General features: G+C 51.5%; 27 protein-coding genes and 3 pseudogenes. 9 read left to right on the forward strand and 21 right to left on the reverse strand.

Going from position 1 to position 26,374, the window contains the following annotated elements; all coding sequences use genetic code 11:
- The first annotated feature begins 107 nt into the window (after nt 1–107).
- From KKH3_RS02565 to KKH3_RS02575, 3 genes are all read left to right on the forward strand, one after another.
- Nucleotides 108–632, forward strand: coding sequence for a sigma-70 family RNA polymerase sigma factor (locus KKH3_RS02565; RefSeq protein ID WP_039355495.1), 525 nt, complete (start codon nt 108–110; stop codon nt 630–632).
- Entirely contained in the window at nt 629–1,576 is a 948-nt protein-coding gene (locus tag KKH3_RS02570; protein WP_039355497.1) for a FecR domain-containing protein, read from the forward strand. Before KKH3_RS02565 ends, KKH3_RS02570 begins: the two co-directional genes overlap by 4 nt.
- Nucleotides 1,577–1,745: 169 nt before the next feature.
- Nucleotides 1,746–2,756, forward strand: coding sequence for an AI-2E family transporter (locus tag KKH3_RS02575; RefSeq protein WP_039355499.1), 1,011 nt, complete (start codon nt 1,746–1,748; stop codon nt 2,754–2,756).
- A gap of 356 nt (nt 2,757–3,112) precedes the next feature.
- Here KKH3_RS02575 and KKH3_RS02580 read toward each other — a convergent pair whose 3' ends face one another.
- Entirely contained in the window at nt 3,113–4,639 is a 1,527-nt protein-coding gene (locus KKH3_RS02580) for an MFS transporter (protein WP_039355500.1), read from the reverse strand.
- 383 nt (nt 4,640–5,022) lie between these two features.
- Between KKH3_RS02580 and KKH3_RS02585 the strand changes: the two genes are divergently transcribed.
- Nucleotides 5,023–5,397, forward strand: coding sequence for a hypothetical protein (locus KKH3_RS02585; protein WP_039355502.1), 375 nt, complete (start codon nt 5,023–5,025; stop codon nt 5,395–5,397).
- Here the strand turns inward: KKH3_RS02585 and KKH3_RS02590 are convergent.
- The gene (locus KKH3_RS02590; protein ID WP_039355505.1) at nt 5,390–6,877 is read right to left on the reverse strand and encodes a mannitol dehydrogenase family protein; all 1,488 of its coding nucleotides are present in this window, start codon (nt 6,875–6,877) and stop codon (nt 5,390–5,392) included. The genes KKH3_RS02585 and KKH3_RS02590 overlap by 8 nt on opposite strands.
- Nucleotides 6,878–7,195: 318 nt before the next feature.
- Here KKH3_RS02590 and KKH3_RS02595 point away from each other — a divergent pair, with 318 nt between their 5' ends.
- Nucleotides 7,196–8,476, forward strand: coding sequence for an O-acetylhomoserine aminocarboxypropyltransferase/cysteine synthase family protein (locus KKH3_RS02595; protein ID WP_039355507.1), 1,281 nt, complete (start codon nt 7,196–7,198; stop codon nt 8,474–8,476).
- Between the two features lie 63 nt (nt 8,477–8,539).
- Here KKH3_RS02595 and KKH3_RS02600 read toward each other — a convergent pair whose 3' ends face one another.
- The 4 genes from KKH3_RS02600 to nifJ all read right to left on the reverse strand — a co-directional run bounded on the left by KKH3_RS02600 (nt 8,540) and on the right by nifJ (nt 14,890).
- A complete protein-coding gene (locus KKH3_RS02600) occupies nt 8,540–9,607 on the reverse strand; it encodes a L,D-transpeptidase family protein (RefSeq protein WP_039355509.1) in 1,068 nt (355 codons plus the stop codon).
- A gap of 186 nt (nt 9,608–9,793) precedes the next feature.
- Nucleotides 9,794–10,591, reverse strand: a complete 798-nt coding sequence (locus KKH3_RS02605; RefSeq protein ID WP_039355511.1) for a deaminated glutathione amidase — start codon at nt 10,589–10,591, stop codon at nt 9,794–9,796.
- Nucleotides 10,592–10,608: 17 nt separating this feature from the next.
- Nucleotides 10,609–11,148, reverse strand: coding sequence for a cytochrome b561 (gene cybB, locus KKH3_RS02610; protein ID WP_039355512.1), 540 nt, complete (start codon nt 11,146–11,148; stop codon nt 10,609–10,611).
- Nucleotides 11,149–11,356: 208 nt separating this feature from the next.
- Complete coding sequence (nifJ, locus tag KKH3_RS02615) at nt 11,357–14,890, reverse strand: pyruvate:ferredoxin (flavodoxin) oxidoreductase (RefSeq protein ID WP_039355514.1); 3,534 nt, start codon at nt 14,888–14,890, stop codon at nt 11,357–11,359.
- A 385-nt stretch (nt 14,891–15,275) separates the two neighbouring features.
- Here nifJ and KKH3_RS02620 point away from each other — a divergent pair, with 385 nt between their 5' ends.
- Nucleotides 15,276–15,701, forward strand: coding sequence for a hypothetical protein (locus KKH3_RS02620; RefSeq protein WP_039355516.1), 426 nt, complete (start codon nt 15,276–15,278; stop codon nt 15,699–15,701).
- A 73-nt stretch (nt 15,702–15,774) separates the two neighbouring features.
- Here the strand turns inward: KKH3_RS02620 and KKH3_RS02625 are convergent, their stop codons facing one another.
- Nucleotides 15,775–16,710, reverse strand: coding sequence for a LysR substrate-binding domain-containing protein (locus KKH3_RS02625; protein WP_039355518.1), 936 nt, complete (start codon nt 16,708–16,710; stop codon nt 15,775–15,777).
- A gap of 137 nt (nt 16,711–16,847) precedes the next feature.
- Between KKH3_RS02625 and KKH3_RS02630 the strand changes: the two genes are divergently transcribed.
- On the forward strand, nt 16,848–17,330 hold the full coding sequence (locus KKH3_RS02630; protein ID WP_029367525.1) for a GNAT family N-acetyltransferase: 483 nt from the start codon (nt 16,848–16,850) through the stop codon (nt 17,328–17,330).
- Between the two features lie 45 nt (nt 17,331–17,375).
- Here the strand turns inward: KKH3_RS02630 and KKH3_RS02635 are convergent, their stop codons facing one another.
- The 8 genes and pseudogenes from KKH3_RS02635 to KKH3_RS02670 form a co-directional block, all read right to left on the reverse strand.
- Nucleotides 17,376–18,002 carry a LysE family translocator gene (locus KKH3_RS02635; RefSeq protein WP_039355520.1) on the reverse strand — a complete coding sequence of 209 codons (627 nt, stop codon included), beginning with the start codon at nt 18,000–18,002 and terminating at the stop codon, nt 17,376–17,378.
- Between the two features lie 233 nt (nt 18,003–18,235).
- Nucleotides 18,236–18,766, reverse strand: coding sequence for a hypothetical protein (locus tag KKH3_RS02640; protein WP_139338602.1), 531 nt, complete (start codon nt 18,764–18,766; stop codon nt 18,236–18,238).
- A gap of 215 nt (nt 18,767–18,981) precedes the next feature.
- Nucleotides 18,982–19,560 carry a hypothetical protein gene (locus tag KKH3_RS02645; protein WP_039355524.1) on the reverse strand — a complete coding sequence of 193 codons (579 nt, stop codon included), beginning with the start codon at nt 19,558–19,560 and terminating at the stop codon, nt 18,982–18,984.
- Between the two features lie 41 nt (nt 19,561–19,601).
- Nucleotides 19,602–19,856 (reverse strand): hypothetical protein, encoded by a 255-nt coding sequence (locus KKH3_RS02650; protein ID WP_039355526.1) that lies wholly within the window; start codon nt 19,854–19,856, stop codon nt 19,602–19,604.
- A 320-nt stretch (nt 19,857–20,176) separates the two neighbouring features.
- Complete coding sequence (locus tag KKH3_RS02655) at nt 20,177–20,692, reverse strand: GNAT family N-acetyltransferase (RefSeq protein ID WP_039355527.1); 516 nt, start codon at nt 20,690–20,692, stop codon at nt 20,177–20,179.
- Nucleotide 20,693: 1 nt separating this feature from the next.
- Nucleotides 20,694–20,960, reverse strand: coding sequence for a type II toxin-antitoxin system TacA family antitoxin (locus KKH3_RS02660; protein WP_039355529.1), 267 nt, complete (start codon nt 20,958–20,960; stop codon nt 20,694–20,696).
- A gap of 234 nt (nt 20,961–21,194) precedes the next feature.
- Nucleotides 21,195–21,278 (reverse strand): annotated as a pseudogene (locus tag KKH3_RS22550) (type II toxin-antitoxin system RelE family toxin); the annotation flags it as partial.
- Complete coding sequence (locus KKH3_RS02670; RefSeq protein WP_039355531.1) at nt 21,268–21,519, reverse strand: type II toxin-antitoxin system Phd/YefM family antitoxin; 252 nt, start codon at nt 21,517–21,519, stop codon at nt 21,268–21,270. The gene KKH3_RS02670 and the pseudogene KKH3_RS22550, both read right to left, overlap by 11 nt.
- A gap of 129 nt (nt 21,520–21,648) precedes the next feature.
- Here KKH3_RS02670 and KKH3_RS02675 point away from each other — a divergent pair, with 129 nt between their 5' ends.
- Both KKH3_RS02675 and KKH3_RS02680 read left to right on the forward strand, forming a co-directional pair.
- Nucleotides 21,649–22,119 (forward strand): STM2901 family protein, encoded by a 471-nt coding sequence (locus KKH3_RS02675; protein WP_039282012.1) that lies wholly within the window; start codon nt 21,649–21,651, stop codon nt 22,117–22,119.
- On the forward strand, nt 22,119–22,448 hold the full coding sequence (locus KKH3_RS02680; protein WP_234991477.1) for a DUF1493 family protein: 330 nt from the start codon (nt 22,119–22,121) through the stop codon (nt 22,446–22,448). Before KKH3_RS02675 ends, KKH3_RS02680 begins: the two co-directional genes overlap by 1 nt.
- Before the next feature lie 69 nt (nt 22,449–22,517).
- Here KKH3_RS02680 and KKH3_RS02685 read toward each other — a convergent pair.
- The 6 genes and pseudogenes from KKH3_RS02685 to KKH3_RS02710 all read right to left on the reverse strand — a co-directional run bounded on the left by KKH3_RS02685 (nt 22,518) and on the right by KKH3_RS02710 (nt 25,902).
- A pseudogene (locus KKH3_RS02685) lies at nt 22,518–24,652 on the reverse strand (phage/plasmid primase, P4 family).
- A gap of 10 nt (nt 24,653–24,662) precedes the next feature.
- Nucleotides 24,663–24,920 (reverse strand): hypothetical protein, encoded by a 258-nt coding sequence (locus tag KKH3_RS02690; protein ID WP_240560609.1) that lies wholly within the window; start codon nt 24,918–24,920, stop codon nt 24,663–24,665.
- Nucleotides 24,868–25,065, reverse strand: a complete 198-nt coding sequence (locus KKH3_RS22175; protein ID WP_039362050.1) for a host cell division inhibitor Icd-like protein — start codon at nt 25,063–25,065, stop codon at nt 24,868–24,870. The genes KKH3_RS02690 and KKH3_RS22175 overlap by 53 nt, the downstream gene beginning before the upstream one ends.
- 44 nt (nt 25,066–25,109) lie before the next feature.
- Nucleotides 25,110–25,412 (reverse strand): annotated as a pseudogene (locus tag KKH3_RS21465) (ash family protein); the annotation flags it as partial.
- 8 nt (nt 25,413–25,420) lie between these two features.
- The gene (locus KKH3_RS02705; RefSeq protein WP_005973635.1) at nt 25,421–25,645 is read right to left on the reverse strand and encodes a hypothetical protein; all 225 of its coding nucleotides are present in this window, start codon (nt 25,643–25,645) and stop codon (nt 25,421–25,423) included.
- Entirely contained in the window at nt 25,642–25,902 is a 261-nt protein-coding gene (locus tag KKH3_RS02710; RefSeq protein WP_039355534.1) for a helix-turn-helix transcriptional regulator, read from the reverse strand. Before KKH3_RS02710 ends, KKH3_RS02705 begins: the two co-directional genes overlap by 4 nt.
- Nucleotides 25,903–26,374: the final 472 nt, after the last annotated feature.

Below are 26,374 nucleotides of genomic sequence, written 5' to 3' on the forward strand. Positions count from 1 at the left end.
AGCGCCCTCCTTTTTAGCGTAATCAGCACGATAAACGTGAATAGTCGTTGACTTTATTTTTAATGATAATGAAAATCATTTCATTGCTGTCACATTGAGCGAATACCGTGAAGAGTCCCGCCGCTGTCTGCCTCCATCAGCCTGAAACCTTAAACGTTCAGCAGATTTATCATGACCATCATGCCTGGTTACAGGCGTGGCTGCGTCGGCGTTTGGGGTGTTCACAGCAGGCTGCGGATCTGGCACAGGATACGTTTCTACGTTTGATCTGCCTGCATCAGGCCGATCGTATCCGTGAACCACGTGCCTGGTTGACGACTGTCGCCCACGGGCTGGTGGTGAATCACTGGCGACGTAGAGATATCGAGAATGCCTATCTTCAGGTGCTGGCAGAGCAGGCGTTTACTTTTTCTCCCTCGCTGGAACAGCAGGTTATGGTGGTTGATGCGTTGATGGCCATCGACCAGATGCTGGCGACGCTACCGGGCAAAGTGCGTCAGGCATTCTTGCTTGTGCATCTCGATGGCCTGACCTATCGGCAGGTTGCTGAACAATTAGCCGTTTCCGAGCGGATGGTGAAAAAATATATGGCACAGGCAATGCTGAATTGTCTATTGTGTCAGGACTTATGATTTCCTCTATTACTTCTTCTATTCCGAAAGATGTTCTTTATGCCGCCTCTGAGTGGTATGCCACGCTGTATGACGAAGACTGCCCTGAGCACGAACGTCAGGCATGGCAGCGATGGTTACATCAGGATGAAACCCATCGGCTTGCCTGGCAGCAGGTTGAACAGATTCATGCCCGCTTTCATGCGGTAGACAGCCAATTAGCTTCTTCGGTGCTGAGCAAGCGAGGTGAGGAACGTCGGCGTATGCTCAAATTATTGGCGATTGCCAGTCTTACCGGAGGCGTAGGATTCAGTCTGCCGTGGGAAAGCTATGCGGCCGATTACCACACGGGGACGGGAGAAACGCGTGAGCTCAACATCGAAACGGGGATGACCGTCTGGCTCAACACGGATTCGGCCTTGAATCAGCAGGGCAACCCCGCGTTGTCTCAGCCGCTGACCTTTCAATTGATCAAAGGTGAATTGATGCTGGACAACCAAACGGCTCACGCTGCCCGGTTGACCACGCCCCATGGCGATCTCGCTGCTTCCGCGCATTCTTGCCAATTAACGCTGCGCTATACGTCCGCTCACAGCGTCCTCTCCGTTTTTAGCGGTGAGGTTTTGCTACAAACGGCCGTGCCCGCCGCGCAGCACGTGACGGCAGGGCAACAGGTTATCTTTACCCGCGACAGGTGCAGTGAACCCACCCCCGTTGAGAATTTCCGCCAGAGCTGGCGCAAAGGACAGCTGGTAGCGGATAACATGCCGTTAGGACAGTTTGTTAATGAAATTGCCCGCTATCACAATGGCTATTTTCATGTCGATTCCGCTGTCGTGAATCTACGGATCTCAGGTGTTTTTCCGCTACATGAAACCGATCGCCTGCTTGACGCGGTGACGCGGACGCTACCGGTGAAAGTGACCCGACGTTTTTCCTGGTGGGTGGATATCCGGCCGAGCTAAAACACTGCTGGTATTTCGCTGATAAAACACCAAAAATATCCCTCTTTTGTACTACTCGCCGAATAGACGTAAATCTGGCGCATAGATATCAATCTGTTGGTGCCGAAAAAGGCGTAGCATACTCCACAAAGAGTATCCTCGGCGTTGCCTCTTCATACGGGATGTCATCATGCAGTTACTAAATCTGAAACAAGCTCGCCTGTTGAGCTTTTTCTTTATTATGGGTGGCCTGCTTATATTGCTGCCTTTACGCCTGCTAGCCTGTTTTATCGCGGGTTTTTTGGTGTATGAAATTGTGAATTTACTGACGCCCTATTTCCAACGGGTCATCAGCGGTAAACGCGCCCGTTGGATTGTGGTCGCGGTGATCAGCACGCTGGTCGTCAGCTTGTTAAGCCTATTGTTTGGTAGTCTGGTCGGGCTGTTGATGCAGGAAATGAAGGATACGGCGGCCTTCAATGCGCGCATTGGCTACATCCTCAATGACATCCAACAGCAGATTGTCCATTACTTACCGGGGTATCTGCCTGTCAGTATTGAAGAGCTCCAGCATGAGCTGCTGCAATGGGTTCAGGCGCATATTGTGATGTTGCAGAACATGGGAAAAAGCTTTCTGCATGGCTTTGTGACGATGCTGATTGGGATGGTGCTTGGCGCGATCGTCTCGCTTTATAACGTCGATAAAGACACGGAAAAACCGTTACTCAAAGCGGAACTGCTACGCCGGGTGTCGCTGTTGTCGGCCTCGTTCCGCAATATTGTTTTCGCTCAGGTGAAAATCTCTGCGGTTAACACGGTGCTGTCTGCCATTTTCATTCTTGGTGCTTTGCCGCTGTGTGGTATTCATCTGCCGTTTGCCAAAACGCTGGTGGTGCTTACCTTTGTTTTTGGCCTGCTGCCAGTGATTGGCAACCTGATCTCCAATTCGATCGTTTTCCTGTCTGGCTTATCGCTTTCGTTGCCGATTGCGCTAGTTGCACTGGTGTATTTGATGCTGATTCACAAGTTTGAGTACTTCCTGAATGCACAAATTGTTGGGACGAGGATCAAAGCGCACGCGTGGGAAATTCTGCTGGCGATGTTGGTGTTTGAAGCGGCATTTGGCTTGTCCGGCGTGATTGCAGCGCCGATATACTACGCTTACCTGAAAAGCGAATTGAAAGAAGCCTCGTTGATTTAATCCTGTATTTTGGCAGGCGATTGACGCGAGCGCCTGCCATATCCTGTCTGTCCGTTAATCAAAACACGACGCGCTAAATGAATCAGCCCAATACGAGATTGGGCTGATTGAGGTTGCTGACAAAGGCCGCCGAGCGGTAGTAACGGATAGATCGTAAAGACGCTGTGAACACTTCCCTGTACGCTCGGATTGCGCCATCCTTGGCGCAAACGCTTTACTCTTCTATTCCGTTACTCCCGTTTTCGTTCGGCAAAAAGGTTCGTCAACATTCTGAGCCAGTCCAATACGAGATTGGGCTGATTGTTTTTACCTGATACCTGTCTTCAATAAACGTTTGTATAAACGAACGTCTTCAATTAATGCTGTGCCGTCGCAACCTGCGGTTTAGCGTCTTCTGACTGAACGCCTAACGGGTTGTTACCCCAGCACTTCTCATATTCCCAGCCTGTCAGTTCTTCTGCGACAGCACGAGCATGAGGCGGTATATCGGCAATCGCGCCGCCCGCTTTGATACGTGCAATCTCTTCCAGCAGAATGGCGTGGTTCTTACGATCCAATTTCATTTGCGTCGTGTAGTAAATCGCAACCAGCGCAAGGCCGATAACACCCAGTGAGAACACGCCAACAATCGCCTGTACGGCAGATTCTGGCTGTACTGAGTGCCCGGAAACAAAGCCGAATTGGCTCAGTGTCCAGCCCATCGCGAAGACAATCACAGAGCGAACCATTTTACCGGCAAACGTCATGGCACCGGCGTAAATACCCTCACGGCGACGCCCGGTCAGCACTTCATCCACATCGGCCAGGAAGGTATAAACCGTCCAGGGAATGTAGTAGATACCGCCCGTGCTCAGGCCAAATACGGCCGTAATGGCGAACAGCACAAAGATGGTCATCTCTTCTGACCAGTTAGCAAAATAGAGTGCGGCGTAGGCTATGACGCTGACAATCACCACCATCAAGGCCAGACGGAACGGCCGCGCAAAGCCCATTTTGACGCAGATACCGATAAAGGCTGCGGTAGAAATAAGCTGCATAATTGAACTGAAACTATTGAGGTGTGATACCAGCGCCGTGTTCTGCTTCAAGCCAAAAACGATGAAGTAGGTGAATGCGGAAGCGAAAAGCCACTCAGCGCCAAAGCCAAACAGATACATCCCCAGATGCTTGCGGAAAATACGCAAACGGAAAGTGGAAGCCATATCCACGCTCAGTTTTTTCATCGCTTGCCACAGGCTGGACGTGCTTTCACGGACGATTTCGTTTACCGGGCGCTCCCAGGATGTCATATACAGCGCGATCATTGCTGCACACATAATGGCACCGTAAACCAGACCGGTGTAGAAGAATGGCGTTGCGGAATCTTTACCGTAGATGGCAATAAATTGCCCAGGAATGAACGCGGCCAGGAAGTTGGCGATTTTACCGAAAATGGCTTTAGAACCCGTCAGCTTAGAACGCAGTTTAAAGTCAGAGGTCATTTCGGTAGCCAGCGTCTCATACGGCACCATGATCGAGGTGTAAATCAGCTCGAACAGTACGTACGTCGCCAGATAGTACCAGAAGCCAAAGCCTTCAACCCATAGCATGGGGTAGACCAGAACCAGCGGGACACCCAGCAAAATAAAGAAGCGGCGGCGGCCAAATCGGCGGCCAACACGGGTGTTGTAGAAGTTATCGCTGATGTATCCCATGATGGGGTTACTGATAGCATCGATGATGCTGGCAACGGAGAAGATAGCAGCAGCCTGAACCAATGTTAACCCACAGAATGTGGTGTAGAAATACATCAGCCATGCGCCGCTGATAGCCAGCGCGCCACTGCCAAGCAGGTTAGCGCTGCCATAGCAGAACGTATGTTTAAAAGAGATTGGTTTATTCATGATCAGCCTAATTACAAATATGAAACAATATTTCAGTTCGATTGAACTATCATTTCTTTATAATTTGCTCTATTGAAAAGAAAGTAAACTGACGATCACGCTTTAGAACGCTTTTAATAACGATCTGTCAGGTAGATCATGAAATAAGATATTTTAATTTGCTTTTTATAATTATTTGGTGGTGTATTTATGTTCTTAATTTACAAAGTGTGTAAATTTATTACGGGAAAGCATTATGCGTGAAGATTGGCGACGAGGCGATAGTGAGTGCTCCCCCACAAATCGATAGCATGATGTGAAATAACGCATTGACCGCAGAGAGGAAATGTCGTCATCATCCCGCCCAGTTTACTTCATCACATTCCCTCATCAGGAGCCGTAACGTGAGTCATTTGCTGGTCTATGCCATTATTTATGTGATTTTTATTGCTGTGGTTGGGTTGTTTGCTTTTCAGGCCTGGTTACCGTCCTCCGCTCCGCGTGGGCTGAGAGATCGTGCGGGTATTTTGGTCGGGGTATTGCGTTGCGTTACGCTGTTTCTCGTCGTTTCCGCAATGCAAATTTTGTTTCCCAATTCGCTGCTGGATAAGCTTGTCTGGCTGGTTGCCGCAGCGATGTTGTTGATCGCGGTTATTGGTGGGGGAATGAGTTGGTCATCGCTACCGTGGCTGGATGAAACTAAGGGTAAAGGTCGCACTCTGTCGCTGGGTGTCCAGAGTGCGGTATATCTTGCGCTACTTGGGTTTATCGTTATTTAAAGTCTTGTACCAGTGCGGCCACGGTGTTCTTTGCGCCGTGATCGCGCAGCTTCAGATACGCCTGTGCGATAGCGTTAAATACATCGTGGTTTGCTGACAGATCATCGCCGAAAATAGAACGAATATTAAGAAACGCGCTGACCCGTTCGGCATTATCTGACGTTTCCGCAACGACCTGTCTGAGCTTGTCAGCCAGCGGATCGCGGATTTCGATAGGGTTGCCTGCATCATCTTTCCCGCTGACATAACGCATCCACCCTGCGATCCCTAATGCCAGACAGCGATAGTCTCCGCCATTACGCACATGCCAACGTAGCGATTCCAGCATGCGTTGGGGCAGTTTTTGTGAACCATCCATCGCGATTTGCCAGGTTCGATGCTTGAGCGCTGGGTTGGCGAAACGGGTAAGCAACTGAACGGCATAGTCTTTCAGGTCGATATCCACGACGCTGAGTGTCGGTGCCTGCTCCAGCAGCATGAGATGAGACACCGCACGGCGATAGTTCTCGTCATTCATGCAGTCGCTGACGTGATCATAACCGGCGAGATAGCCCAGATAGGCTAAAAACGAGTGGCTGCCGTTCAGCATACGCAGTTTCATTTCTTCAAACGGCAGTACGTCATGCACCAGCTGCACGCCTGCTTTTTCCCACTCAGGGCGTCCGGCAGTGAAATGATCCTCTATCACCCATTGAATAAAGGGCTCACAGGCTATCGCACAGGGATCGGCGACGCCAAGGTGCTCGGCAATTTCCTGCAACGCTTCTGGCGTCGCGGCAGGGACAATGCGATCCACCATCGTATTCGGAAAAGACACGTTGGCTTCGATCCAATCGATCAGGCTCTGATCGTTGAGCCCCGCAGATTCCAGCACGGCGGCTTTGGATGTTTTGCCATTTTCCGGTACGTTATCGCAGGACAGGACGGTGAACGGCGCTATCCCGCGTTCGTGACGCAAACGCAGCGCTTCCGCCAGCAACCCTGGCACTGAGGCGGGATGACGAGGATCGATGAGATCCTGTTGAATAAGCTTATTGCTCCGATCCAGCTTGCCGCTCGTTCCGTCCATGCAATAGCCTTTTTCGGTAATCGTCAGGGAAACGATGGCGGTTTCTGGCGCGGCGAGTTTCTCAATAATGGCAGCAATGCCTTCTATTTTTGCATGTAACGATTCACACACGGCACCAACGACAATCGGCTGATTGCCCGTCGCCGCTTTTTCCAACACGGTAAACAGGTGATCCTGCTGGCGTAGCGAATTGATCATGGTGTCGTCGCTGAACAGCACGACTTCACAAATTCCCCAGTCTCCTCCCACCATATTCAGCACGCGATCGGTGAGCAGTGCCTGATGAGCGCGATGAAAAGCACCGAAACCGATATGGACGATGCGCGGCTTCAGGGCCTTACGATCGTAGTAGGGAAATTGGACGCTGGCAGGCAATTCGCAGGTAGCGATATTTTTTATTTTATCAGTCATTTATTGCGCTTCGGGTGGGGGGTCATAATGTTAAAAGTAGCTGTGATTTGCAGGCGGTGCAATACGTTACATGCAGATAGGTTACGGGGCGCACGTTTTTTCTCTGAGCAAATTTTATCGTTTTTTCAGATTCTGTTCAGCGATGGATCTCGGTTGTGTGAGGGCGCTTCAGCGTAATAATGTAACGCTGAAATTTAGTCTTGTTTTTACTAACTTATCTCCATTTCTTCTACACCATCAAGTGCTTTTCCCGATCGCTGTCTGCTATTTTGTCTGGATATTCTCTTCACTCCAACGATCAACAAAAAGGTCCGTAAGATGAAACTTGAATCCCTCGCGCTACATCATGGTTATGAATCTGAAGCGACAACGAAATCCGCTGCCGTGCCGATTTACCAGACGACCTCTTACACATTTGACGATACGCAACACGGTGCCGATTTGTTTGATCTTAAGGTGGCGGGCAATATCTATAGCCGTATCATGAACCCGACGAACGCGGGGCTGGAGCAGCGGCTTGCGGCTATTGAGGGCGGCATTGGCGCGCTGGTGCTTTCATCTGGTATGGCGGCGATTACCTATTCCCTTCAGGCGCTCACGCAGGTTGGGGACAATATCGTCAGCACCAGCCAGCTGTATGGCGGCACCTATAACCTGTTTGCCCACACTCTGCCGCGTCAGGGGGTTGAGGTGCGGATGTCCTCTTTCGATGACTTTACGACGCTGGAATCGCTGATTGATGACCGCACTCGCGCCGTCTTTTGTGAATCGATAGGGAATCCGGCGGGAAATATCGTCGATATTGCTAAAATCGCGGAGATTGCGCATCGCCACGGCGTTCCGGTGATTGTTGATAATACGGTAGCGACGCCCGTGCTGTGCCGACCTTTTGAGCACGGCGCAGATATCGTCGTCCATTCACTGACCAAATATATCGGCGGTCATGGCACTACCATCGGCGGCGCGATTATCGATTCTGGCAAGTTTGACTGGGTTGCGAATAAAGCGCGTTTCCCGTTACTGAATGAGCCCGATCCTTCTTACCACGGCGTGGTGTATACCGAGGCTTTCGGCCCGGCGGCTTATATTGGACGCTGCCGCGTGGTGCCGCTGCGCAATACCGGCGCGGCGCTTTCTCCGCACAGTACGTTCTTGCTGTTGCAGGGGCTGGAAACGCTCAGTCTACGCATCGAACGCCATTGCAGTAATGCCGAAGCGCTGGCTGGCTATCTGAATCAGCATCCGCTGGTGACCTGGGTGAACTATGGCGCGTTGCCGGATAGCCCCTATAAAGCCAACTGCGACAAAATTACCTCGGGTAAAGCGTCTGGGATTATCAGTTTTGGCATTAAAGGCGGGAAAGCATCGGGAGGACATTTTATTGATGCGCTGAAGATGATCTTACGACTGGTGAATATTGGCGATGCTAAATCGCTTGCGTGCCATCCGGCAAGTACCACGCATCGGCAGTTAAATGCGGAAGAGCTGGCGAAAGCAGGAGTGAGTGAAGATTTGGTCAGAATTTCGGTCGGCATTGAGCATATTGACGACATCATCGCTGATGTGGCGCAGGCGCTGGAAGCCTCACAGAACAAGTAAACGATAGGGACAGTAGATAAACGCGTTGGAAACCGGTTCGGGTTTCCAACGCGCCATAGGCGATTACGAACGGTTAGCGTCGGCTGCGGTCGTCGTCTGTGCTTCAACTGGTGCAGCATTTTGCACGGCATTGAGGCTATCTTGCGGCTGTGCTTCTGGTGCGGCAGGCGCAGCAACAGATTCAACCGGAATGGCCGGCGTGGCTTGTTCGATCAGACCATTGATTTTGGTCGGCATACCAGAACGTCTCTGGATTGCCTGATCGACTTCGCTGGTGTTCACGCTGGCATCGGCCAAGACTTTGCTCACTTTTGGCGTCATGCTGATCGGTGCCGGAGAATCAGAATGGAATTCTTCTACCGTGCGAGACAGCGGATTGTGAACTTCAACATAGCGTGAACCATCTGGCTCAATGGTGGCTTTCACTGGCTCATTGATGAACTGAACGCGAGTACCGACCGGAACGTTGTTGAACAGATACTTGATATCATCGGCGCGCAGACGGACACAGCCGTGGCTGACGCGCAGGCCAATACCGAAGTTGGCATTGGTGCCGTGGATCGCGTACAGGTTACCGATGTACAGCGCGTACAGCCCCATTGGGTTATCTGGGCCTGCTGGGAAAACTTTTTGCAGGGTTTCACCGCGTGCCGCATATTCTGCGTGCATTTTCGCGGTTGGCGTCCAGGTTGGGCCCGCTTTCTTGCGCTGAACGGATGTTGTCCAGTTAATCGGCGTATCTTTACCTAACTCACCAATTCCGATTGGCAGCACGACCACGGTCTTGGAGCCTTTCGGGTAGTAGTACAGACGCATTTCTGCGCTGTTGATGACAATGCCTTCACGCGGTGCATCTGGCAGAATCAACTGATGAGGAATGACCATTTTGCTGCCGGGAATAGGCAGGTAAACGTCCGCATCTGGATTGGCTTCCATCATGTTGCTCAGACCCATTTGGAACTGTGCTGCAAAATGTTCCAACGGCTGTGTGCTATCTTCCGGTACGGTGATTTCGATGTTCTCGCCTACCAGTCGGCTGTTAGCCGCAGGCAGAGGATAAACAACGGCAAAAGCGGCCTGGCTGAACGCGGCGGCTGCAAGAACTAAAGTAAAGATCGCGCGAATACTCATTTTCGTTTCTTTATTTGAGTGGTAAATGCACCCCCCCGAATCAGGAGGCTGGTCTGCTAGGGTCGCAATGACGACCGGATGCGCATTATATGTGCAGAAGGGCCTCCGAGGGAAACAACATGTGTAACTAATCACACTTTTTGGCGTCCGAATGAGATGAGGAAGCTGCGTAGAGTGAACTGCAACTCAATTTTCCCCGTCTAACGTGGGTTTGTTAAAACGGCGATTAGCCAGTACTGGAAGAATCTGACGGGCATACGCCAGTCGTTCTGGGTCGATATCGGCATAGAGAAGAGCCGGTGTTTCCGGTGCCTGAACCACGACAACGCCTAAAGGATCGACCACCATGCTGTTGCCGATATTTTTGACGCCGCATTCGCCAACGGCAACGAGATAAGTGGTGTTTTCCAGCGCTCTGGCGCGCACCAGCAACTCCCAATGTGCTTCTTTCAGCGGCCCCTTAATCCAGGCTGACGGGAGAACGAGGACATCCGCGCCGTCCAGTACCAACCTGCGTGCAAGCTCAGGGAAGCGGATGTCATAGCAGGTCATCAGCCCGACGTTAAGCCCAGCGATGGTCAACAGCGGTGGAACGTCTTCGCCTGCCAGCACATTCTCCGATTCCTGTACGGAAAACGCATCGTACAGATGCAGCTTCCGGTATTGCGCGACGATCTCGCCGTTGCGCAGTGCCAGCAGCGTATTCCAGACTTTCCCTTCGCCGTTTGGGATATGCACACACAGCAGCGTCGTCAGATCGCTGCCTTTACTGGCTTCCAGCAGGTGTGAAATAAACGGGCCATCAAGCGGCTGAGCAGCGGTAAGCACCATGTTGGGATTGGTGATATCGCGAGCCAGCACACCTTCAGGCAGCACCAGCAGGTCGGCACCGTTTTGCTGGGCTGCCGACATAAATTCAGTGATGGTTGTGGCGTTTTGCTGCCACTCACGGTCAACGGCGAATTGTCCCAGTGCGACTTTCATACTTGTTCCTTCGTGGCTCAATTATCGCGCTTGGCTGGCATCATGCGCAGCAGCGTGTTGTCTTTCATGACATAGTGGTGGAACAGGGCAGCGGCGGTGTGCAGAGCAATGAGCCAGTACCCTAGCGGTGCCAGCGTTTCATGCCAGCCAATCAGCGTTTCAGCCAGGTCAAAATTCGGCGTAGCGGATGTTGGCATACCGATCCCAAAAAGCATCCAGTCCCGACCGCTGTAATAGCGTGAGGCAACGCCCAGAATCGGCAGCGTGATAAACAGGAGATAAATAACGGCGTGGGTAAGTGAGCCCAGCGCACTTTGCCAACGTGACGGCGCTGGCGTAATGGCGGGTGAGGTATGGCGATGGCGTAGGAATAAGCGAGCCAGCATAAGAACCAGTATGGCTACGCCGCAGCTAAAGTGTGTCACGATCATCACGGTGCGCAGCAGCGAGCCGCGTTCAGCAAATCCGCGTAGCTCTATGGTGGCATAGGTCACAACGAGCAACAGAAAAACCAGCCAGTGCAATGCAATCTGCGATGGTGCGAACTTTCCTTTCATGTTTCGTCCTCTGCGACGTTAAGAGCGGTTTTACACCGTAACGAGCGAATAATCTTATAAAGTATAGGGTAACTCGTTTCTTGTCAGCCCATCTTTACCGTGCCTGACAAACTGGGTTATCGACGCTGGATGCTTCGGTATTCAACCTTGTTCGGATAGAGAAAGACGCCAATGAAAAACCGGCCGAAGCCGGTTTGGAGGGAGGTGGTTATTCCTGCGGGTTTTTCTCTGCCTTGCCTGCCATCATGGTCAGGAAATCAAAGCGGCGGCGCAGATCCAGTTCTGCTTCTTCATAGAGCTGCGCAGTTTCCTCCGGCATCATGCTATTCAGGCGGCGGAAGCGTTGCTCTTTCATCAGCGTTTCGCTCAGGCTGTTGGATGGCGGACGAGAATCCGTCACCAGCGCGGCTTTCCCTTCCTCGGCGCGGCGTGGGTCGAAGCGGTAGAGCGGCCAGAAGCCGGTTGCCGTTAATTGACGCATCTGATCGTGGCTGAATGCCAGATCGTAGCCATGCTCTTCACACGGGCTGTACGCGATAATCAGCGACGGACCCGGCCAGGCTTCGGCTTCCTGAATCGCTTTCACCGTTTGGTTTAACTGTGCGCCCAGTGAGATCTGCGCGACATACACATGGCCGTACATCATGACGTTGATGCCGAGATCTTTACGCGCTTTGCGTTTGCCTTTCTCGCCAAACTTGGTGACGGCGCCCAGCGGTGTTGCTTTGGACTGCTGTCCACCGGTGTTGGAATAACACTGGGTATCCAGCACCAGCACGTTGACGTTTTCGCTCAGGCTCATGACGTGATCCAGCCCGCCGTAGCCGATGTCGTACGCCCAGCCGTCACCGCCGATAAGCCAGATGGATTTATCGACAAAGTGGTCGGCTTCGCTCGCCAGCAGCTTGGCGTCAGTGTCATTGATGGCGGCCAGCAATCCACGTAGCTGTTCAATCTGCTGACGGCGCAGATCGGGCGCAATAGACTCTTCCTGCAACGCGTTAACCAGATCCGGCGGCAGTTGCGGTGCCAGCTTGTTGAGCAGGCGCACGGCACGCTGACGGTGCTGATCGACACTCAGGCGGAAGCCCAGACCGAATTCGGCATTATCCTCGAACAGTGAGTTAGCCCAGGCCGGGCCGCGACCGTTGGCATCTGTCGTCCACGGCGTCGTAGGCAGGTTACCGCCATAAATAGACGAACAACCTGTCGCATTCGCGACCAGCAGGCGATCGCCATAGAGCTGCGTCAACAGCTTGATGTACGGGGTTTCGCCACAGCCGGAGCAGGCACCGGAGTATTCGAACAGCGGCGAAATCAGCTGAGAAGTACGGATATCGATACGTTCCAGCGTGGATTTGTCGATTTCCGGCAGTTGCAGGAAGAAATCGAAATTCTCTTTTTCCGCTGTCAGATTATCCAGACGGGATTCCATATTGATGGCTTTGATTTCTGGGTTCTGACGGTCTTTGGCTGGACAGACTTCCACACACAAATTGCAGCCGGTGCAGTCTTCAGGGGCGACCTGCAACACGTATTTCTGACCGCGCATATCGCGCGCTTTCACATCCAGAGATTGCAGCGAGGCTGGTGCATTTTCCATTGCGTCTGGCTGAACGACTTTGGCGCGGATAGCCGAGTGCGGGCAGGCGGCAACACAGTGGTTACACTGCGTACAGAGCTGCGGCTGCCATAGCGGAATTTCTTCCGCAATATTGCGTTTTTCCCACTTGGTGGTACCAGTCGGCCAGGTGCCATCGGGCGGCAGGGCAGAAACGGGCAGCGTATCGCCCAAACCTGCCAGCATCGCGGCCGTGACGGTCTTGACGAAATCGGGTGCCGCGTCGGAAACCACCGGCGGCCACCGTGGGCTGTCTGGGTTGACGGCTTCCAGTTGCACCTCGGCCAGCGCTTCCAGTGTGGCGCTCAGCGCCTGCCAGTTGCGCTCAACCAGCTCCTGACCTTTACTGCCGTAGCTCTTCGCGATAGCAGTACGCAGTTTTTCTACCGCTACATCGGCTGGCAGAATCTGTGACAGGTGGAAGAACGCCATCTGCATGACGGTATTAATACGCGCGCCCAGATGACACTCGCGGGCAATCTTGGCGGCATTGATGCAATAAACGCGGGCGTTGCGCTGATTCAGCCCTGCCTGTACTTCCTGTGGTAAACGGTGCCACAGATCGTCGCTGGTATACGGCGAGTTGATCAGGAAAACGCCGCCGGGCTTCAGCCGTTCGACCATGCTGTACTTGTCGATAAACTGCCACTGATGGCAGGCGACGAAATCGGCCTGATCGATCAGGTAGGCTGCGTTGATCGGGTGTGGACCCACGCGCATGTGGGAAACGGTCAGGCTACCGGCTTTTTTCGAATCATAGACAAAGTAGCCTTGCACAAACATCGGGGTGGTTTCACCGACGATTTTGATCGCGTTCTTGGTCGCAGAAACGGTGCCGTCACTGCCCAGACCGTAGAACAGCGCTTCGAGCGACGCGCTGCTGGGAAAATGCTGTTCCGGCAGTGGCAGAGACAGGTTGGTGACATCGTCATAAATCCCGACAGTGAAGCGCGGTCGTGGGTTAGCAAGTGCTAACTCATTAAAGATCGCCTGTATGCACTGCGGGGTAAACTCTTTGGAAGACAGCCCGTAACGACCACCAATCACCCGTGGCATAAGTGAACGCTCACCTGCGGAGAACGCCTCGGCCAGCGCGGTCATTACATCGAGATACAGCGGTTCTGCCAGCGCACCCGGTTCTTTCGTGCGGTCCAGCACCGCGATGCTCTTCGCCGTTTGTGGAATGACGGCCAGCAGATGCTTGGCAGAGAACGGACGGTACAGGCGAATTTTCACCACGCCGACTTTCTCGCCGCGCGTCAGCAGCGTATCGATCACTTCTTCGCAGGTGCCGACGCCAGAACCCATCAGGACGACGATTTTGGTCGCTTCTGGGTGGCCGTAGTATTCAAACGGCTGATACTGACGCCCTGTGGCCGCGGCGAAATCTTTCATCGTCTGCTCAACGTGCTCATACGCCGCGTCATACCAACGGTTGGTGGCTTCACGCGCCTGGAAGAAGGTATCTGGGTTCGAGGCGGTACCACGAATCACCGGGCGTTCCGGTGTGAGCGCTCGCTCACGGTGTGCATCAATGGATTTCTGTGGCAGAAGCTGACGGATGACGTCATCGCTCAGCGGCTCAATCTTATTGATTTCGTGTGAGGTACGGAAACCGTCGAAGAAATGGATAAACGGCAGGCGGCTGTTCAGACTGGCGATTTGCGAGATCAGCGCAAAGTCCTGTGCTTCCTGCACATTGCTGGCGCACAGCATGGCACACCCCGTCTGGCGCACCGCCATGACGTCCGAATGATCGCAGAAGATGGAAAGCGCATGCGTCGCAACCGTACGGGCAGCGACATGCAGGACGAACGGGGTTAGCTCACCGGCCAGCTTATACAGCGTGGGGATCATCAGCAGCAGACCCTGCGATGAGGTAAACGTGGTGGCGAGTGTACCCGTCTGCAATGCGCCGTGGACGGTAGCGATCGCGCCGCCTTCCGATTGCATTTCAACAACGCGGGGCGTATCTCCCCATATATTCAGCCCACCGTCGCTAGACCAGGCGGCCGCGTGTTCAGCCATGCTGGAACTGGGAGTAATCGGGTAGATGGCGATGACTTCATTGCTTCGCCAAGCCACAGAAGCGACTGCGTTATTACCGTCGGTGGTGATCATGACTTATAGCCTTATTGCTCACTAAGCCTTTCATTTTTCATGGCCCTTTGGGGCGATGAAAATGATTAGGCATAAACGAAAATACGATTTTTATCGGAGGATTATCGCATTTCAGGAAAAAATAGGGTGGAACGATGTGTGCGGAGTTGTATCAAACTGTGTTTTATCCCCGTCACACTTCAAGCTGCATGTGCGTTGGCTTTCGTCTGAGGGAGAGCCTGAGTTTCCTAAAGTTGGACATATTATACACCGCTGAGCGGATTGATGTCTTTTTGTACCTATTGAAGGGTACCGATGCATGATTTTGTTTGCTCATTAGTGCCATGACAGGTAGCGTGCTTATACTAAAATAACATTTTTAATGAATGTATGAAGGAACCGAACGATGGCAAATGATGAAATAAAAAATAAACTGGTTTCCGTACTGGCTTCACAACAGGCGCAGGGAAAAACGCCAGAACAGGCCGTCGAACACATCCTTCAGGCATTGGGTGGGCGAGCGGGCGATGTGTCCCGTATTTCAGTTTTGACATCGACATTAATTGCCGACGTGCTTTATACCGTGTATCAGGATGCGATAACACACCAGCAGATCGCGGTGATTTTACGCAAATTGGGTTACGCTGCTCGCGATATTGCCGTTGCATCACACGCCATCTACCCTCAGTTGACGGTTCAGGAAATAGCCCAACTTTTACAGAGCCCGGAGATTTATCCAACGATCGATCGCACTGCGCTACTCGATGCGCTGACCTACGCAAAGTTTTCCACTGCGGAAAGCGAGCAGGCGGCTGACGATCTCGGCGTTTAATACCAGAACAATTTGCTACCGGAACAGAACCGAAAATCAGACAGTCAGGCTTGTGATTTTCCTATCGCCGCTATCAGTTCGTTATGGGATGTGTCACCAGCCTGTGTAACAGACTTTTAATCCACTGACTGGCTTCCGAACGGCTATTGCGGCGGTGACTGTATATCTTCACGCGATAGGGTGGCACCGTGAAAGGCAAGGCGTGAATCCGTAAGGGCAGGAATTGTGCAAAGATTGTCGCGACATTGCGGGGTAATGCCATGATCAGCGTTGAATCGGCGATGATAAACGGCGCACTCATCATGGAAGGCGTCTTTAGTGCGATATGACGTTTCTTGTTGAGCTTATCCAGCGCGTAGTCAATCACCCCGCGGGACTCATTCCAGGGCGTTACGACAAGATGCCGGGCGGCTAGGTAATCATCCAGCGTAAGCGCCCTGCCTGACAGATAATCCGCGGCGGTGATGATGACATAGCTGTCTTCAATCCAGTCTATCTCCTCAATTTCCCTGTTCTCCGATTGCGTCATGTCGGTGAACCCTAAAGCAAAATCGATTTTCCCTGCCAGTAAATCCGTAATCGCGACCTTTTGCGGCGAATAAACCAGATTGAATTTGATATGGGGTGCCAGCTTTTCCATGTGCGCCATCAGGGTTGGAAACACCGAAAACGCGGTGTAATCGGTGATGGAAAAGGTGAAACTTTCCGTGCTGCGGGCGGGATTAAAGCGTGGACGCGGCGTCAGACCTTGCGTCAGTAGCGCCAGACTTTCCGCGATCGGCTCCGCAATATCGTCCGCCAATACGGTCGGATGCATGGTGTTGCCTACGCGAAAAAACAGCTCATCGGAAAACGTATTGCGCAAGCGCGTCAGCGCGTGGCTCACCGCCGATGCGCTCATCGCCAGCTCTTTTGCCGCTGCGGCGACGGATCGATGCTGATACACGCTGTTAAATACCACCAGTAAATTTAAATCGATACGTCGCAAATCGAGATGCATGATGTTCATCAGTCGCTGTAGGAAATGCAGTTCATACAGTATTTTTAATCCGGTAGCATGGCAAGCCTTGGTTATTGTTGGCATTGGAAAAATTAGCACCGGAGAAGAAAGCCTTTATGAACATTACCTCTACAAATATTGCCTCTATAAACATTGTCATCCGCCCCGCGCAGAAATCAGATGCGAGCGTGATTCTGGATTTAATCATCGAACTTGCCGTGTATGAGAAAGCGCGCCACGAAGTCCTGGCTTCGCTTGAGGATATTGAGCGCTCGCTATTTGGCGAGGGGGCGACGGCTGAAACGCTGATTTGCGAGATTGATGGCAAGCCCGTCGGCTATGCGATTTTCTTCATGAGCTACTCAACCTGGCTGGGGAAATATGGCATCTATCTGGAAGATCTCTACATCGCGCAGGCGTATCGTCAGGCGGGAGCGGGCAAAGCGCTGCTGAAACAGGTTGCGCGTCTTGCACAGGAAAGACAGTGCGGACGGTTGGAATGGAGCGTGCTGGACTGGAACCAACCCGCGATCGATTTCTATAAAAGCATTGGCGCAAAGCCGCAGGATGAGTGGGTTCGCTACCGGATGGACGAGAAGGGGATTGCTGATTTTGTCACGGCATCGTAACCGTATGGCTCCTGTCGACCAGAAGGTAGCAGGAGCCGCGTTTAATTAACGCGTTGACGCGGCTAACGTCGTGCCTGCCAGAATAAATATCCCACCCGTCGAGCGATTAAACAGCTTAATGCGGCGTGGGCTGGAGAAAAGGCCCGACAAACGACGGCCCGTGCAGGCATAAATAAACATGATGCTGAAATCGAAGAAGGCCCAGGTTACCGCCAGAATAATGAGCTGCAAGGCGTGTGGGGCGCTGGTATCGATAAAATTTGGGAAGAGCGCGGCGAAAAACAACAGATCTTTCGGATTGCTGATCCCGACCAAAAAGCCTTTACGGAATAGCGGAAACCAGCCCGGAGCAGAGGCTTCCTGCACGTCCTGCTCCGTGGTGCTCATATCCTTAGAACGCCATGACGCGATGCCTAACCAGATGAGATAAACCGCACCAATAATTTTTAATGCGATAAATGCGGTGGTGGACGCAGCGAGGATGGCACCTAACCCCAATGCTGAACAGGACATCAATATCATTGCCGCGCTGACACCGCCGAGTACGGTTGCTGTTGCGCGTGAAGCACCGTAACGTAAACCGTGCGACATGCTGATTAAGGCGGATGGGCCTGGAATGGCAATCAGAGCGATGATGATGCCTGTATAAGCCAGCCAGAGGTGAAGGCTCATGGTTTCTCCTGCGAATAGTTCACGGTAAAAGCGACATTGAGAATGGTGATGTGAAGCGATATATATTCACATATATATCGCTATTTTCCAACGCGTGATAGTAACAGAAAAGGGGGATGGCTGCGCGCGCCCTCTTTATTAACATGCTGTTGCCGACCTGGAAATTGAAGCGTGTTATCGCTTGGCTCGGGGACGCGAACCGTGGGGAATTCACGGTTATGCCATCTGAAACATTAGTTCTTAAACATAACCTTTTGCTCATAGCCGTTTTCTTCTATCACATGGTACGTATGGCCTGACGGAGTGCTTAGCATTGCGCTCACGCGTGTCAGCGCACAGCTTTCCTGATAGCTGACCTGGTATTGCAACTGGTCAAAGAAATCTCGCAGCAATGGCCTGATTTTATCAATGACAAATTGATGGGGACATTGCAGATAGAAGGATGAAATATCCAACTGTTCCGTCATCCCAACATGAAAGTCGATAATAAAATAAGTGTCAGAGAGAGAGGTTGAACGGAATATCCAAATATCTCCCTGACCGCAGGCGACATCATCAATATAGTGATCGCACAGTTTGCATAGATCCACATCGATATCTAATAAACGTAAAACGTCCTGCAAGATGGCATTAGGAACCGCAACATCGTCATCGTTTGGGTACGTGACGAGATCACAAATGCAGGTACTAATTGAAAAAACGGTGACGGGTATTGTTGGCATTTTCCGACTTGGGTTAAGGTGTTTGGTTGTTGTTATCAGCAAGCGATTTCCATCTACGATCCGTTATATTTCAGGAGAGGTCGCTTATCCCAATTGACTTTAGTTACTTGTTTTTATCCCCTTGGCAACATTTCCTCGGCCGACTAGGGTGATGGTATACCGGAAACTGAATTAAACTGATTTCCGACATCTTAAGCGTTTCACCGTTACTGAATGGGTCAGCGAATCTGTGGAATGGATGAGAGTCACGGCGAACTTTACTTGTAGGTAAAACGGTAATCAACGATATACGTGCCGAGTTTATTGATTCGCGCAGTGATCCATAGCTCATCCATTCCTTGCCGTCTTTTTTTAAACAACGTTTCTCTGTTGGTGCATAGTTGTTTAAACTGATTAGTATGGGCATCTCTAATCCATAAACCTGCTTCACAACGACTCGTTTTCCCTTTTGGTGGGCCAGGAAAGACAATCTTATAGTCGGACGTGTAACGAATCTCGTCATCAGGAAACAGATAAACGTACACGTCAAAAATATTCACGATGGAAAGAAATCCCAACACAAAGCCGCCAAGGAACATTTCGATCATGTGTTTTAGTTTCTTCTTTGCCGATCGAGAGTAGAGCGCCCGACCGGCAAAGATAAGCCCCAGAACGACCCCAAAGGTAAGGTAGATAGTGAAATCAGGAAGTGTCTCGATCAGTATCGTGCGACGCGACAAATTCGAGGCCCAAAGCATGTACCAGAAAATAGGTAACATGATGGATAAGACGAGGAGGATAACGAGAAAATCCTTAGACAATAAATAGGTTATCGTTTTTTTATAAAGACGGAACATCTATCCATGACCTTGTATTAACAGCTTGTTTTGTTGATATTTTACATGACTTCACGGAGCCACAGGAAGTGACTCTGAAACTTGAAAGTTGGATGGCGACCTATCGCTTTAACATGAAAGAGGAAGCGCTTGGCTTTCATTCGTTCAGCCGGAATGCTCCACGTTCCTTTCTCGATATCGATCTCTGCCAATACCGTGGCGGAGGTTTCTGCAAAGCTGTTCAGGAATAGCAACTGTGATTTCCGCAGCAGCGGGGTGCCCTGTAATGAAGAACGTTGTGGACAAATTGCAGACATAAAAAAACCGCTGAACCTTGCGGTTAGCGGCTTTTTCACGTTTCCGGCCTTATCTGGTAATAACCGGAGTCTAAATTGGCTGGGGGGAATCTGAATATCTATCGTAACATTATGATTTTTATGTTTTAAGTGTGAATTAAGACTTTGTTGGTATACCTAAGCGTATACCAATGCTGAAAAGTGATAGGGCTTTTTGCTCACGTTCTAACCCTGTGAAACCCACCTTTTTGTCACCTTAATCTATGACAATCTTTTGATAAGTACACGCGAATATCACTTATTAGTGTCATTCACGTGTACTTAATTCCTCTGGATGCTATTCAGGCCAGTTCAAATGAAGCTAATTCTTTTAACAAGGTATTTGTGATAGGAAGATAGAGCGAATTAGGCTTACGTTGAAAGGCAACAAATCCATACTTCAGATAAAAGTTCTTTGCAGCCTGATCTTTGGCATCGACATGCAAAGCCCATATTCCTGTCGTCGAGCGTGATACATTGAGGATCGCATCAACGAGTAATGAACCGCCTATGCCTTTTCCTGCAAATTGAGAATCAACGGCAAGGCGACCAAGTAACGCCGCAGGTACAGAAGGATAACGCGGGAGTTTCTTGGTAATCGTATCGGGAAGGCCGCTGATGTCGATTGCACTGGAAGATAACGTATAAAAGCCTGCTACGTTATTGTTTTCATCAACGGCAGCATAACATTTAGTAAAGCGTTCCCGGCTGTCCTGCCCAGCATACTTTTGCAGGTAGGTATTTAGTTCAGGAACGCCGCAATTAAAGTCTTTCTTGTTATGGTTTTTGGCAAGTAGCGTGTAGGTCAATAAGCTCATTTTATCTTCCCAGCGCTTTACGCCTTTTCATTGCGCCTAGTAATGCAGGGGAAACCGGTGATTCAGACAGTAGCGAGTCAGCAAATTGCTTTTGGTCTTCCATTGCCAGTCTCAGGATTGCGGTTTCCTCTACGGCTCTCTTAGCGGCTTCCTGCGTTGCTGTGATAATAAAATCCGTCATTGTACGACCCTGTAACTCGGCGGCATGTTTGATCAAGGCGTGGAGTTCCGAAGGGATGCGCGCTTCCAGTCTTGCGGTGGTAGGCATAGTCACCTCATATATATTGTTCCGGCAAATTGCCGTACAAGTAGTATATAAAAGACACATATCAAAAGATAGTCTGAGTATTTGCATTGAGGATGAGCGTGCTTACCGCAAAATAAAAAGATTTTGCACAAAACTGTTCACCCTCTTCACTAGAGGTTTTTATTTTTACTAATCAATAAATTAATGGGTGATGAGTTGGTGAACAGGTGACGAGTTACTCATCACCTTACAACTTTTGGTGAACTGCTCCCGCATCGGAGCGCTCAGCTTCTTAAATTCTTTCAGCGCGTGCTCTTCAAACTCCAGCTTATAACTCATCCAGATCGACCTTCACACGTTTACCCTTCATCCGGGAATGGGCAATTTTGGCAAGTTCGATATCTTCCTGATAGTCGGCCAGCGCTTCCCATGTTTCCGGGGAAAAATAATAGCCAGAGATACGCCCGTTGGTTAACACGGCTACAGGTTCGCCGTTAGCTTCTTTCAGCGCGGCATTGGGCGATTTTTTAAAGTCGCTGATGCTCACGACAGCATTGGCAAGGATAGGTTGTACGGACATAATCAACCCCTTTTAAGTATGATATTTGATACTAAATTTAGCACTTAATCAAAGAAGCAGCAACATCACGGTATAAATGTGACACCAAATAAAATAATATTGAAAATACATTAAAAACAGGGAAGTTTAATGGATACTACTGAGGAACTCAATAATACATATTATTATCATGGGCATGGAAATTTAACTGCTGGTGAGTTATTTAACCTGATCTTTCTTGAAAATTTTTCTTCTCGCACCGGTTTAGAGATTACAGCGGCGGCGCTGATCCTCTCAGGGCAACCTTATCTAAAGGTATCAGGAAAACTATCCGCCGCCACTGCGACGCCCGGAACCAGTGTGGCTTCCAGAGTATCACGAGCATTGCTCAGAGATTTACGTTTTCCTTATGGGTTAAGACCGCTCACGCCTATGGGAAAGAATCTTGCGACATTGAAGATGGTTCCTACGAATAAGATTGCCTCTTTTGTTGGGCGTTATATTCCATGGATAGGTTATGTCCAATTAATAGCTATAATGCAATTGGTAGCAAGAGATACCCGTCGACAATATAACCTGATCGCTAGGCCAGAAGACCGCATTGAATGGACGTATTTCTGATGAACCAACGAGATATCGAAAATGAGGTTATTCAATACCTAATGCAACGTTACCCGATTAGGAAGCATTGGTTTAAATCCGGTATTAGACAAGTCACTAAAGATTGGACATTACAGGATGATTACCAGTTTCTGCCGGAGGATGCTCATGATTTCCTTCTTGATATATTCGGACATTTTAATATTGAGCACTCAAACTTTGATGGAAGAAATTATTTTGAATATGAGTATCCCATCTGGCAAAAGAAACCACTATCAAAAGCGTTAAAACCGCTCACGGTCGGGATGATTATTGAGTCAGCTAAAGCAGGGAAATGGTTATACGATTAGAGGCACCTAATATTGAAGTATCTGGGCGTAAAAAAAACCGGCCGGAGCCGGTTTCGTCGCTTCTGGTGCCTACCTAGCCGATTCACATTTGGGCAGCCAGTCTGCGTCTGATTCGTCTTTCAGCTCAAGATTGGTCTGTATGCCCTGCTTGGTTCTGCCCTTAAGGTAACTTTGCCCGTATTCCGACATCATGTTCGGCAGCACCTTACCAAAGGCCGTCAGGCTGATCGGCTTCTGGTGGCCGTGCGATTCCATAAAGGATAGATAGGCGTGGTACAGGTACTTACGCGGGTTACGCGGTGTGATGTTGGCGTTGCCCATATACAGCCCGGTGGTGTCGCTGTGCGCCAGCAGGTAGCCGCAAAAATCAACCAGCGGGTCAGCCTGCCGCTTGATTTCCAGTGCCTCAGCGGAGTGTTGCTGTGCCTGTAACAGCGTCCGGGCGTCGTTTGGGTCAGCAAAGCGTTTCATCAGGTGACGCACTATTACCGCCAGCTCTGCGCGGATTTTCTCTTTCAGCTTGGGGTCGCGTTCGCTGGCCGGGATAGTTTCACCGAAGTGGATAATTACCCGGCGACGGGATACGCCTCCGCTGCGGTCACTAAAGCGCATTGGCGAGTTATTGACGGCCAGAATCACCGCCGGAATACGGGTGGAATAGGCGTCACGGTATTTCGGGTCAACCATCACCGCATCGCCGCCGGTAATCGCCTTGATACCTGCACCGTCACCGCTCCATTTCTCTTGGTCAGGCAGTACGATGAGTGAGAAGCCAATAATCGACGAGCGCTCACGGGATGATTCAATGGTGTTGATGGTCGCCGCCGTGGCGTTATCGTCCCCGGCCAGCATGGTGGCAATTTCCGCTAGAATACTTTTGCCGCTGCCACCGGGGCCGGTGACTTCAAGGAACAGCTGCCAGTCGTAGCAGTTCGCCAGCACCATAAACAACGCGGCCAGAATACGCTCCTGTTTATCAGGGTGGTTCCCGGCGGCACGGGTCAGCCAGCGCCAGAAGTGCGGCGCGTTGTCTGCAAGGTTTTCCCCGGCCTTAAACGGGGTGTAATCCACGTCATTCACGGTATGCAACCAGTGCTCCCGGCGATGGGGTTTAAATTCCCCGTTTGCGGTATCAAACACGCCGTTACTAAAGCCGATTAACCGGCGCTGGGGTTCAGCCTGCATAGGAACAATCAGTTTCAGCGTATTAATGACACTGTCTATACCGGACGCGGTAAAGGGTGCCTGTATCTTCTGAAACAGTGCGGCGATATCCCGGCTTAACAGACGATGGGGAAGGACTTTCCACGCGCCGTTCTGGTACTGGAAGAACGTTTCCCCGAACGCGTCAATCGCCAGCGTATCGCGGTAGTGTTCGCGTATCTTCTCCGCTTTCTCACTGGCGCTCATGGCCTTGAATTCGGCTTCGCCCAGCGACTTAAACGGGCTGGCTTTTTCCGGCAAGGTGAAGGCATGCAGATGCTGTCGGGTGGCGTCGGCACCCTCGGCACGATACACATCATTCCAGTCACCAAACACCGGCGGCAACGCGACACGGCCATTGACGGCAACGGCGGCCTGTTCGGCTTTGGTCTGGCCGGTGCCGTTCTCGTCCCGGTCAGCGGCTATCAGCAGCGTGACCGACGGGTGGCGGGTTTTCAGCTCGCGGGCAAGGGACGGCAGGTTGTTCGCGCTGAGCGCTACATACACGCTATCACCGGTTAACTGATGCAGCGTTAAGCCGGTAGCGTAGCCCTCGGCCAGCCAGATAACGCTGGCCTGTTTGCCGCTGAAACAGTGAAAGGCACCTTTGACCTGTCCGCCTTTTAACGTGCGCTTGTCACCCTGTGCGTTGATAGGCTGGAGATTCACCACTTCACCCTCTGGTGTGGTCAGCGGCACCAGTACATCGCCGGGCTGTCCGGCAGGTCGCCCAGCCACGCGCTCACTTTCACAGCGGCTTCTGTCGGCGTCAGGTTCAGGGCTTTTTCCACCAGATTGAGGCCGTCACCCGCGCCGCACTGGTTACAAATCCATGTGCCGCGCCCCTCTTTGTTATCGAAGCGAAAACGGTCTTTGCCCTCGCACATCGGGCAGGCGGTATGCTGCCCGGTGGCATCAATGCGAATACCCACTGCCGGGAGCAGTTGCGGCCAGTGGCCGCTGGCGCGTTTCACGGCCTGTGTCACGGTAAGGTGTGCCATGCATTGCCCCTTAATGCAGTGTGGTGTCGGTGTAGTCAACGTCGCTCAGGTCGCCGAGCGCGTCGGGTGTATCCAGCGTGGCCGAGAGCACTTCCAGCCGTTCGGCCAGTACAAACAACAGCACCTCTTTTGCCATCGGGTTATCCAGCTCAATCACGGCATGGGTTAAGGCGCGGCACTGGTCGGTCAGCTCTTCCGGGGTCAGGGGCGTATCATCAAACATGGCGTGTACTCCGCAGCGGCAGACGGCCAGCGAACGACAGCACATAGTCACGCGCCAGCAGACGGCGGGCGCTGATTTCATCCGGGGCGATAACGGCTTCACGGTGCGGCAAGGCGCGTAATTCAGCGCGGCGCACGGCCAGAAACAGAAAGGTAAATTGCGGGTGTGACTGGGTGGGGGTCGTAGCCATGTGGCAGTCTCCGTTGAGTAGCTAAGATAGCTACCACCAGAAACGCCAATTTCAAGGGTGGTAGCCCAGACGGGGTTGGCGTAACCGGCCTCAACGAACACCGGCCAGCCCGAAGGCTGCCCCGCCTGAGCCACCATTGTTTGGATGCAATAACGGCTAAAAAGCTGCCGCACATTATGCAGGTGTGCTAAGGCTGCGACGTAAAAAAAGACGCATGGCGCGTCTGGTGTCGCCGTTGAGTTGTTCAGGACGCCAATCCCGGCTACCGATTTTGCGGCAGCGACGAAACTATAACGCCAAAAAGCCCCGGCAGGCAAGCCGGGGAAACGGATAAATTGCGCAGTCATGGACAGCCTCAGCAGTTGGTCAGCGCATCACCGGCACGGGATGCGCAGTAACGCCGGGGAGAATCAGAAGCGGCGGGCGTTGGGGCAATGCTCAGCAGCAACGCGCCGAAACGCTGTTCACGGGCGGCAATGGTGGCCGGGTTACGAATGGCGGGCAGCAATTGGTCGCACAGGCTGAGGGCTTCCCGTTCATCGAGTGTGACCGACTGCCCGGCGATAGTTAAGGTGATCATGCGTGGTTCTCCTGTTTACGGGCGGCGATACGTTCGGCCACCCAGTGATGAATTTCGGACTCAACCCACGCGACGTTCTTCCCACCCAGTGGGACTCGGGCGGGAAAGGCCTTGCGGCCGCTCAGTTCATACAGCGTTGAGCGAGAAATGCCGGTGACGTGCAGCACTTCCGGTAAACGCATTAAGCGCTCTCTGACCGGATGCTGTGACATCGGGGGCATAGCAGGAATAGGCGTTGGGGGTGTGGCTGACAACATGTGGCGCTACCTCGTTAATGTCCGCCCGGCTCTGGCCGGATGGCGCTGGATTTCTCTGGTAGCTCGCTATTATGTGAATATTTTTGGAGGCCGCAACAAGGGGCTGTTGTGTGATGAATGAACAAAGTAAAGGCGGAAAGTTATGTTAATTCTGATAGTTATCGGTAGTTACTGAATATTGCTGAGTTGAAGAAAAGTACATTGCCCATCCCTATTAATCCTTACGATATTGATAGCAAAAAACATGGAAAAAACGGCTCGCCAGAAAAAAGGCTCAAAAAACCGAGTGAACGGTATGAACACTCGGTGAAGAGTTCCTTATCAACTCTTCACCCCTTTATTTATTGATTTATCTATTCTTTTTTCTCAGGTGAAGAGTAGTGAATAGTTTTATAAAAGAGTTAGTCATCAATTGGGGGAAACGGCCTGCGGTAGAGATTGTTTTGTGTGGGAAGTGGCACAACCGGCTCAG

Source organism: Pectobacterium actinidiae, from assembly GCF_000803315.1.
Lineage (GTDB): Bacteria > Pseudomonadota > Gammaproteobacteria > Enterobacterales > Enterobacteriaceae > Pectobacterium > Pectobacterium actinidiae.

Bases quoted from the DNA above. Each gene is read 5' to 3' on its own strand.
- KKH3_RS02570 (WP_039355497.1), top strand. From the start codon at position 629: ATGATTTCCTCTATTACTTCTTCTATTCCGAAAGATGTTCTTTATGCC.
- KKH3_RS02575 (WP_039355499.1), top strand. From the start codon at position 1,746: ATGCAGTTACTAAATCTGAAACAAGCTCGCCTGTTGAGCTTTTTCTTT.
- KKH3_RS02580 (WP_039355500.1), bottom strand. From the start codon at position 4,639: ATGAATAAACCAATCTCTTTTAAACATACGTTCTGCTATGGCAGCGCT.
- KKH3_RS02590 (WP_039355505.1), bottom strand. From the start codon at position 6,877: ATGACTGATAAAATAAAAAATATCGCTACCTGCGAATTGCCTGCCAGC.
- KKH3_RS02595 (WP_039355507.1), top strand. From the start codon at position 7,196: ATGAAACTTGAATCCCTCGCGCTACATCATGGTTATGAATCTGAAGCG.
- KKH3_RS02600 (WP_039355509.1), bottom strand. From the start codon at position 9,607: ATGAGTATTCGCGCGATCTTTACTTTAGTTCTTGCAGCCGCCGCGTTC.
- KKH3_RS02605 (WP_039355511.1), bottom strand. From the start codon at position 10,591: ATGAAAGTCGCACTGGGACAATTCGCCGTTGACCGTGAGTGGCAGCAA.
- cybB (WP_039355512.1), bottom strand. From the start codon at position 11,148: ATGAAAGGAAAGTTCGCACCATCGCAGATTGCATTGCACTGGCTGGTT.
- nifJ (WP_039355514.1), bottom strand. From the start codon at position 14,890: ATGATCACCACCGACGGTAATAACGCAGTCGCTTCTGTGGCTTGGCGA.
- KKH3_RS02620 (WP_039355516.1), top strand. From the start codon at position 15,276: ATGGCAAATGATGAAATAAAAAATAAACTGGTTTCCGTACTGGCTTCA.
- KKH3_RS02625 (WP_039355518.1), bottom strand. From the start codon at position 16,710: ATGAACATCATGCATCTCGATTTGCGACGTATCGATTTAAATTTACTG.
- KKH3_RS02635 (WP_039355520.1), bottom strand. From the start codon at position 18,002: ATGAGCCTTCACCTCTGGCTGGCTTATACAGGCATCATCATCGCTCTG.
- KKH3_RS02645 (WP_039355524.1), bottom strand. From the start codon at position 19,560: ATGTTCCGTCTTTATAAAAAAACGATAACCTATTTATTGTCTAAGGAT.
- KKH3_RS02650 (WP_039355526.1), bottom strand. From the start codon at position 19,856: ATGTCTGCAATTTGTCCACAACGTTCTTCATTACAGGGCACCCCGCTG.
- KKH3_RS02655 (WP_039355527.1), bottom strand. From the start codon at position 20,692: ATGAGCTTATTGACCTACACGCTACTTGCCAAAAACCATAACAAGAAA.
- KKH3_RS02660 (WP_039355529.1), bottom strand. From the start codon at position 20,960: ATGCCTACCACCGCAAGACTGGAAGCGCGCATCCCTTCGGAACTCCAC.
- KKH3_RS02670 (WP_039355531.1), bottom strand. From the start codon at position 21,519: ATGTCCGTACAACCTATCCTTGCCAATGCTGTCGTGAGCATCAGCGAC.
- KKH3_RS02675 (WP_039282012.1), top strand. From the start codon at position 21,649: ATGGATACTACTGAGGAACTCAATAATACATATTATTATCATGGGCAT.
- KKH3_RS02680 (WP_234991477.1), top strand. From the start codon at position 22,119: ATGAACCAACGAGATATCGAAAATGAGGTTATTCAATACCTAATGCAA.
- KKH3_RS02690 (WP_240560609.1), bottom strand. From the start codon at position 24,920: ATGTGCTGTCGTTCGCTGGCCGTCTGCCGCTGCGGAGTACACGCCATG.
- KKH3_RS22175 (WP_039362050.1), bottom strand. From the start codon at position 25,065: ATGGCTACGACCCCCACCCAGTCACACCCGCAATTTACCTTTCTGTTT.
- KKH3_RS02705 (WP_005973635.1), bottom strand. From the start codon at position 25,645: ATGATCACCTTAACTATCGCCGGGCAGTCGGTCACACTCGATGAACGG.
- KKH3_RS02710 (WP_039355534.1), bottom strand. From the start codon at position 25,902: ATGTTGTCAGCCACACCCCCAACGCCTATTCCTGCTATGCCCCCGATG.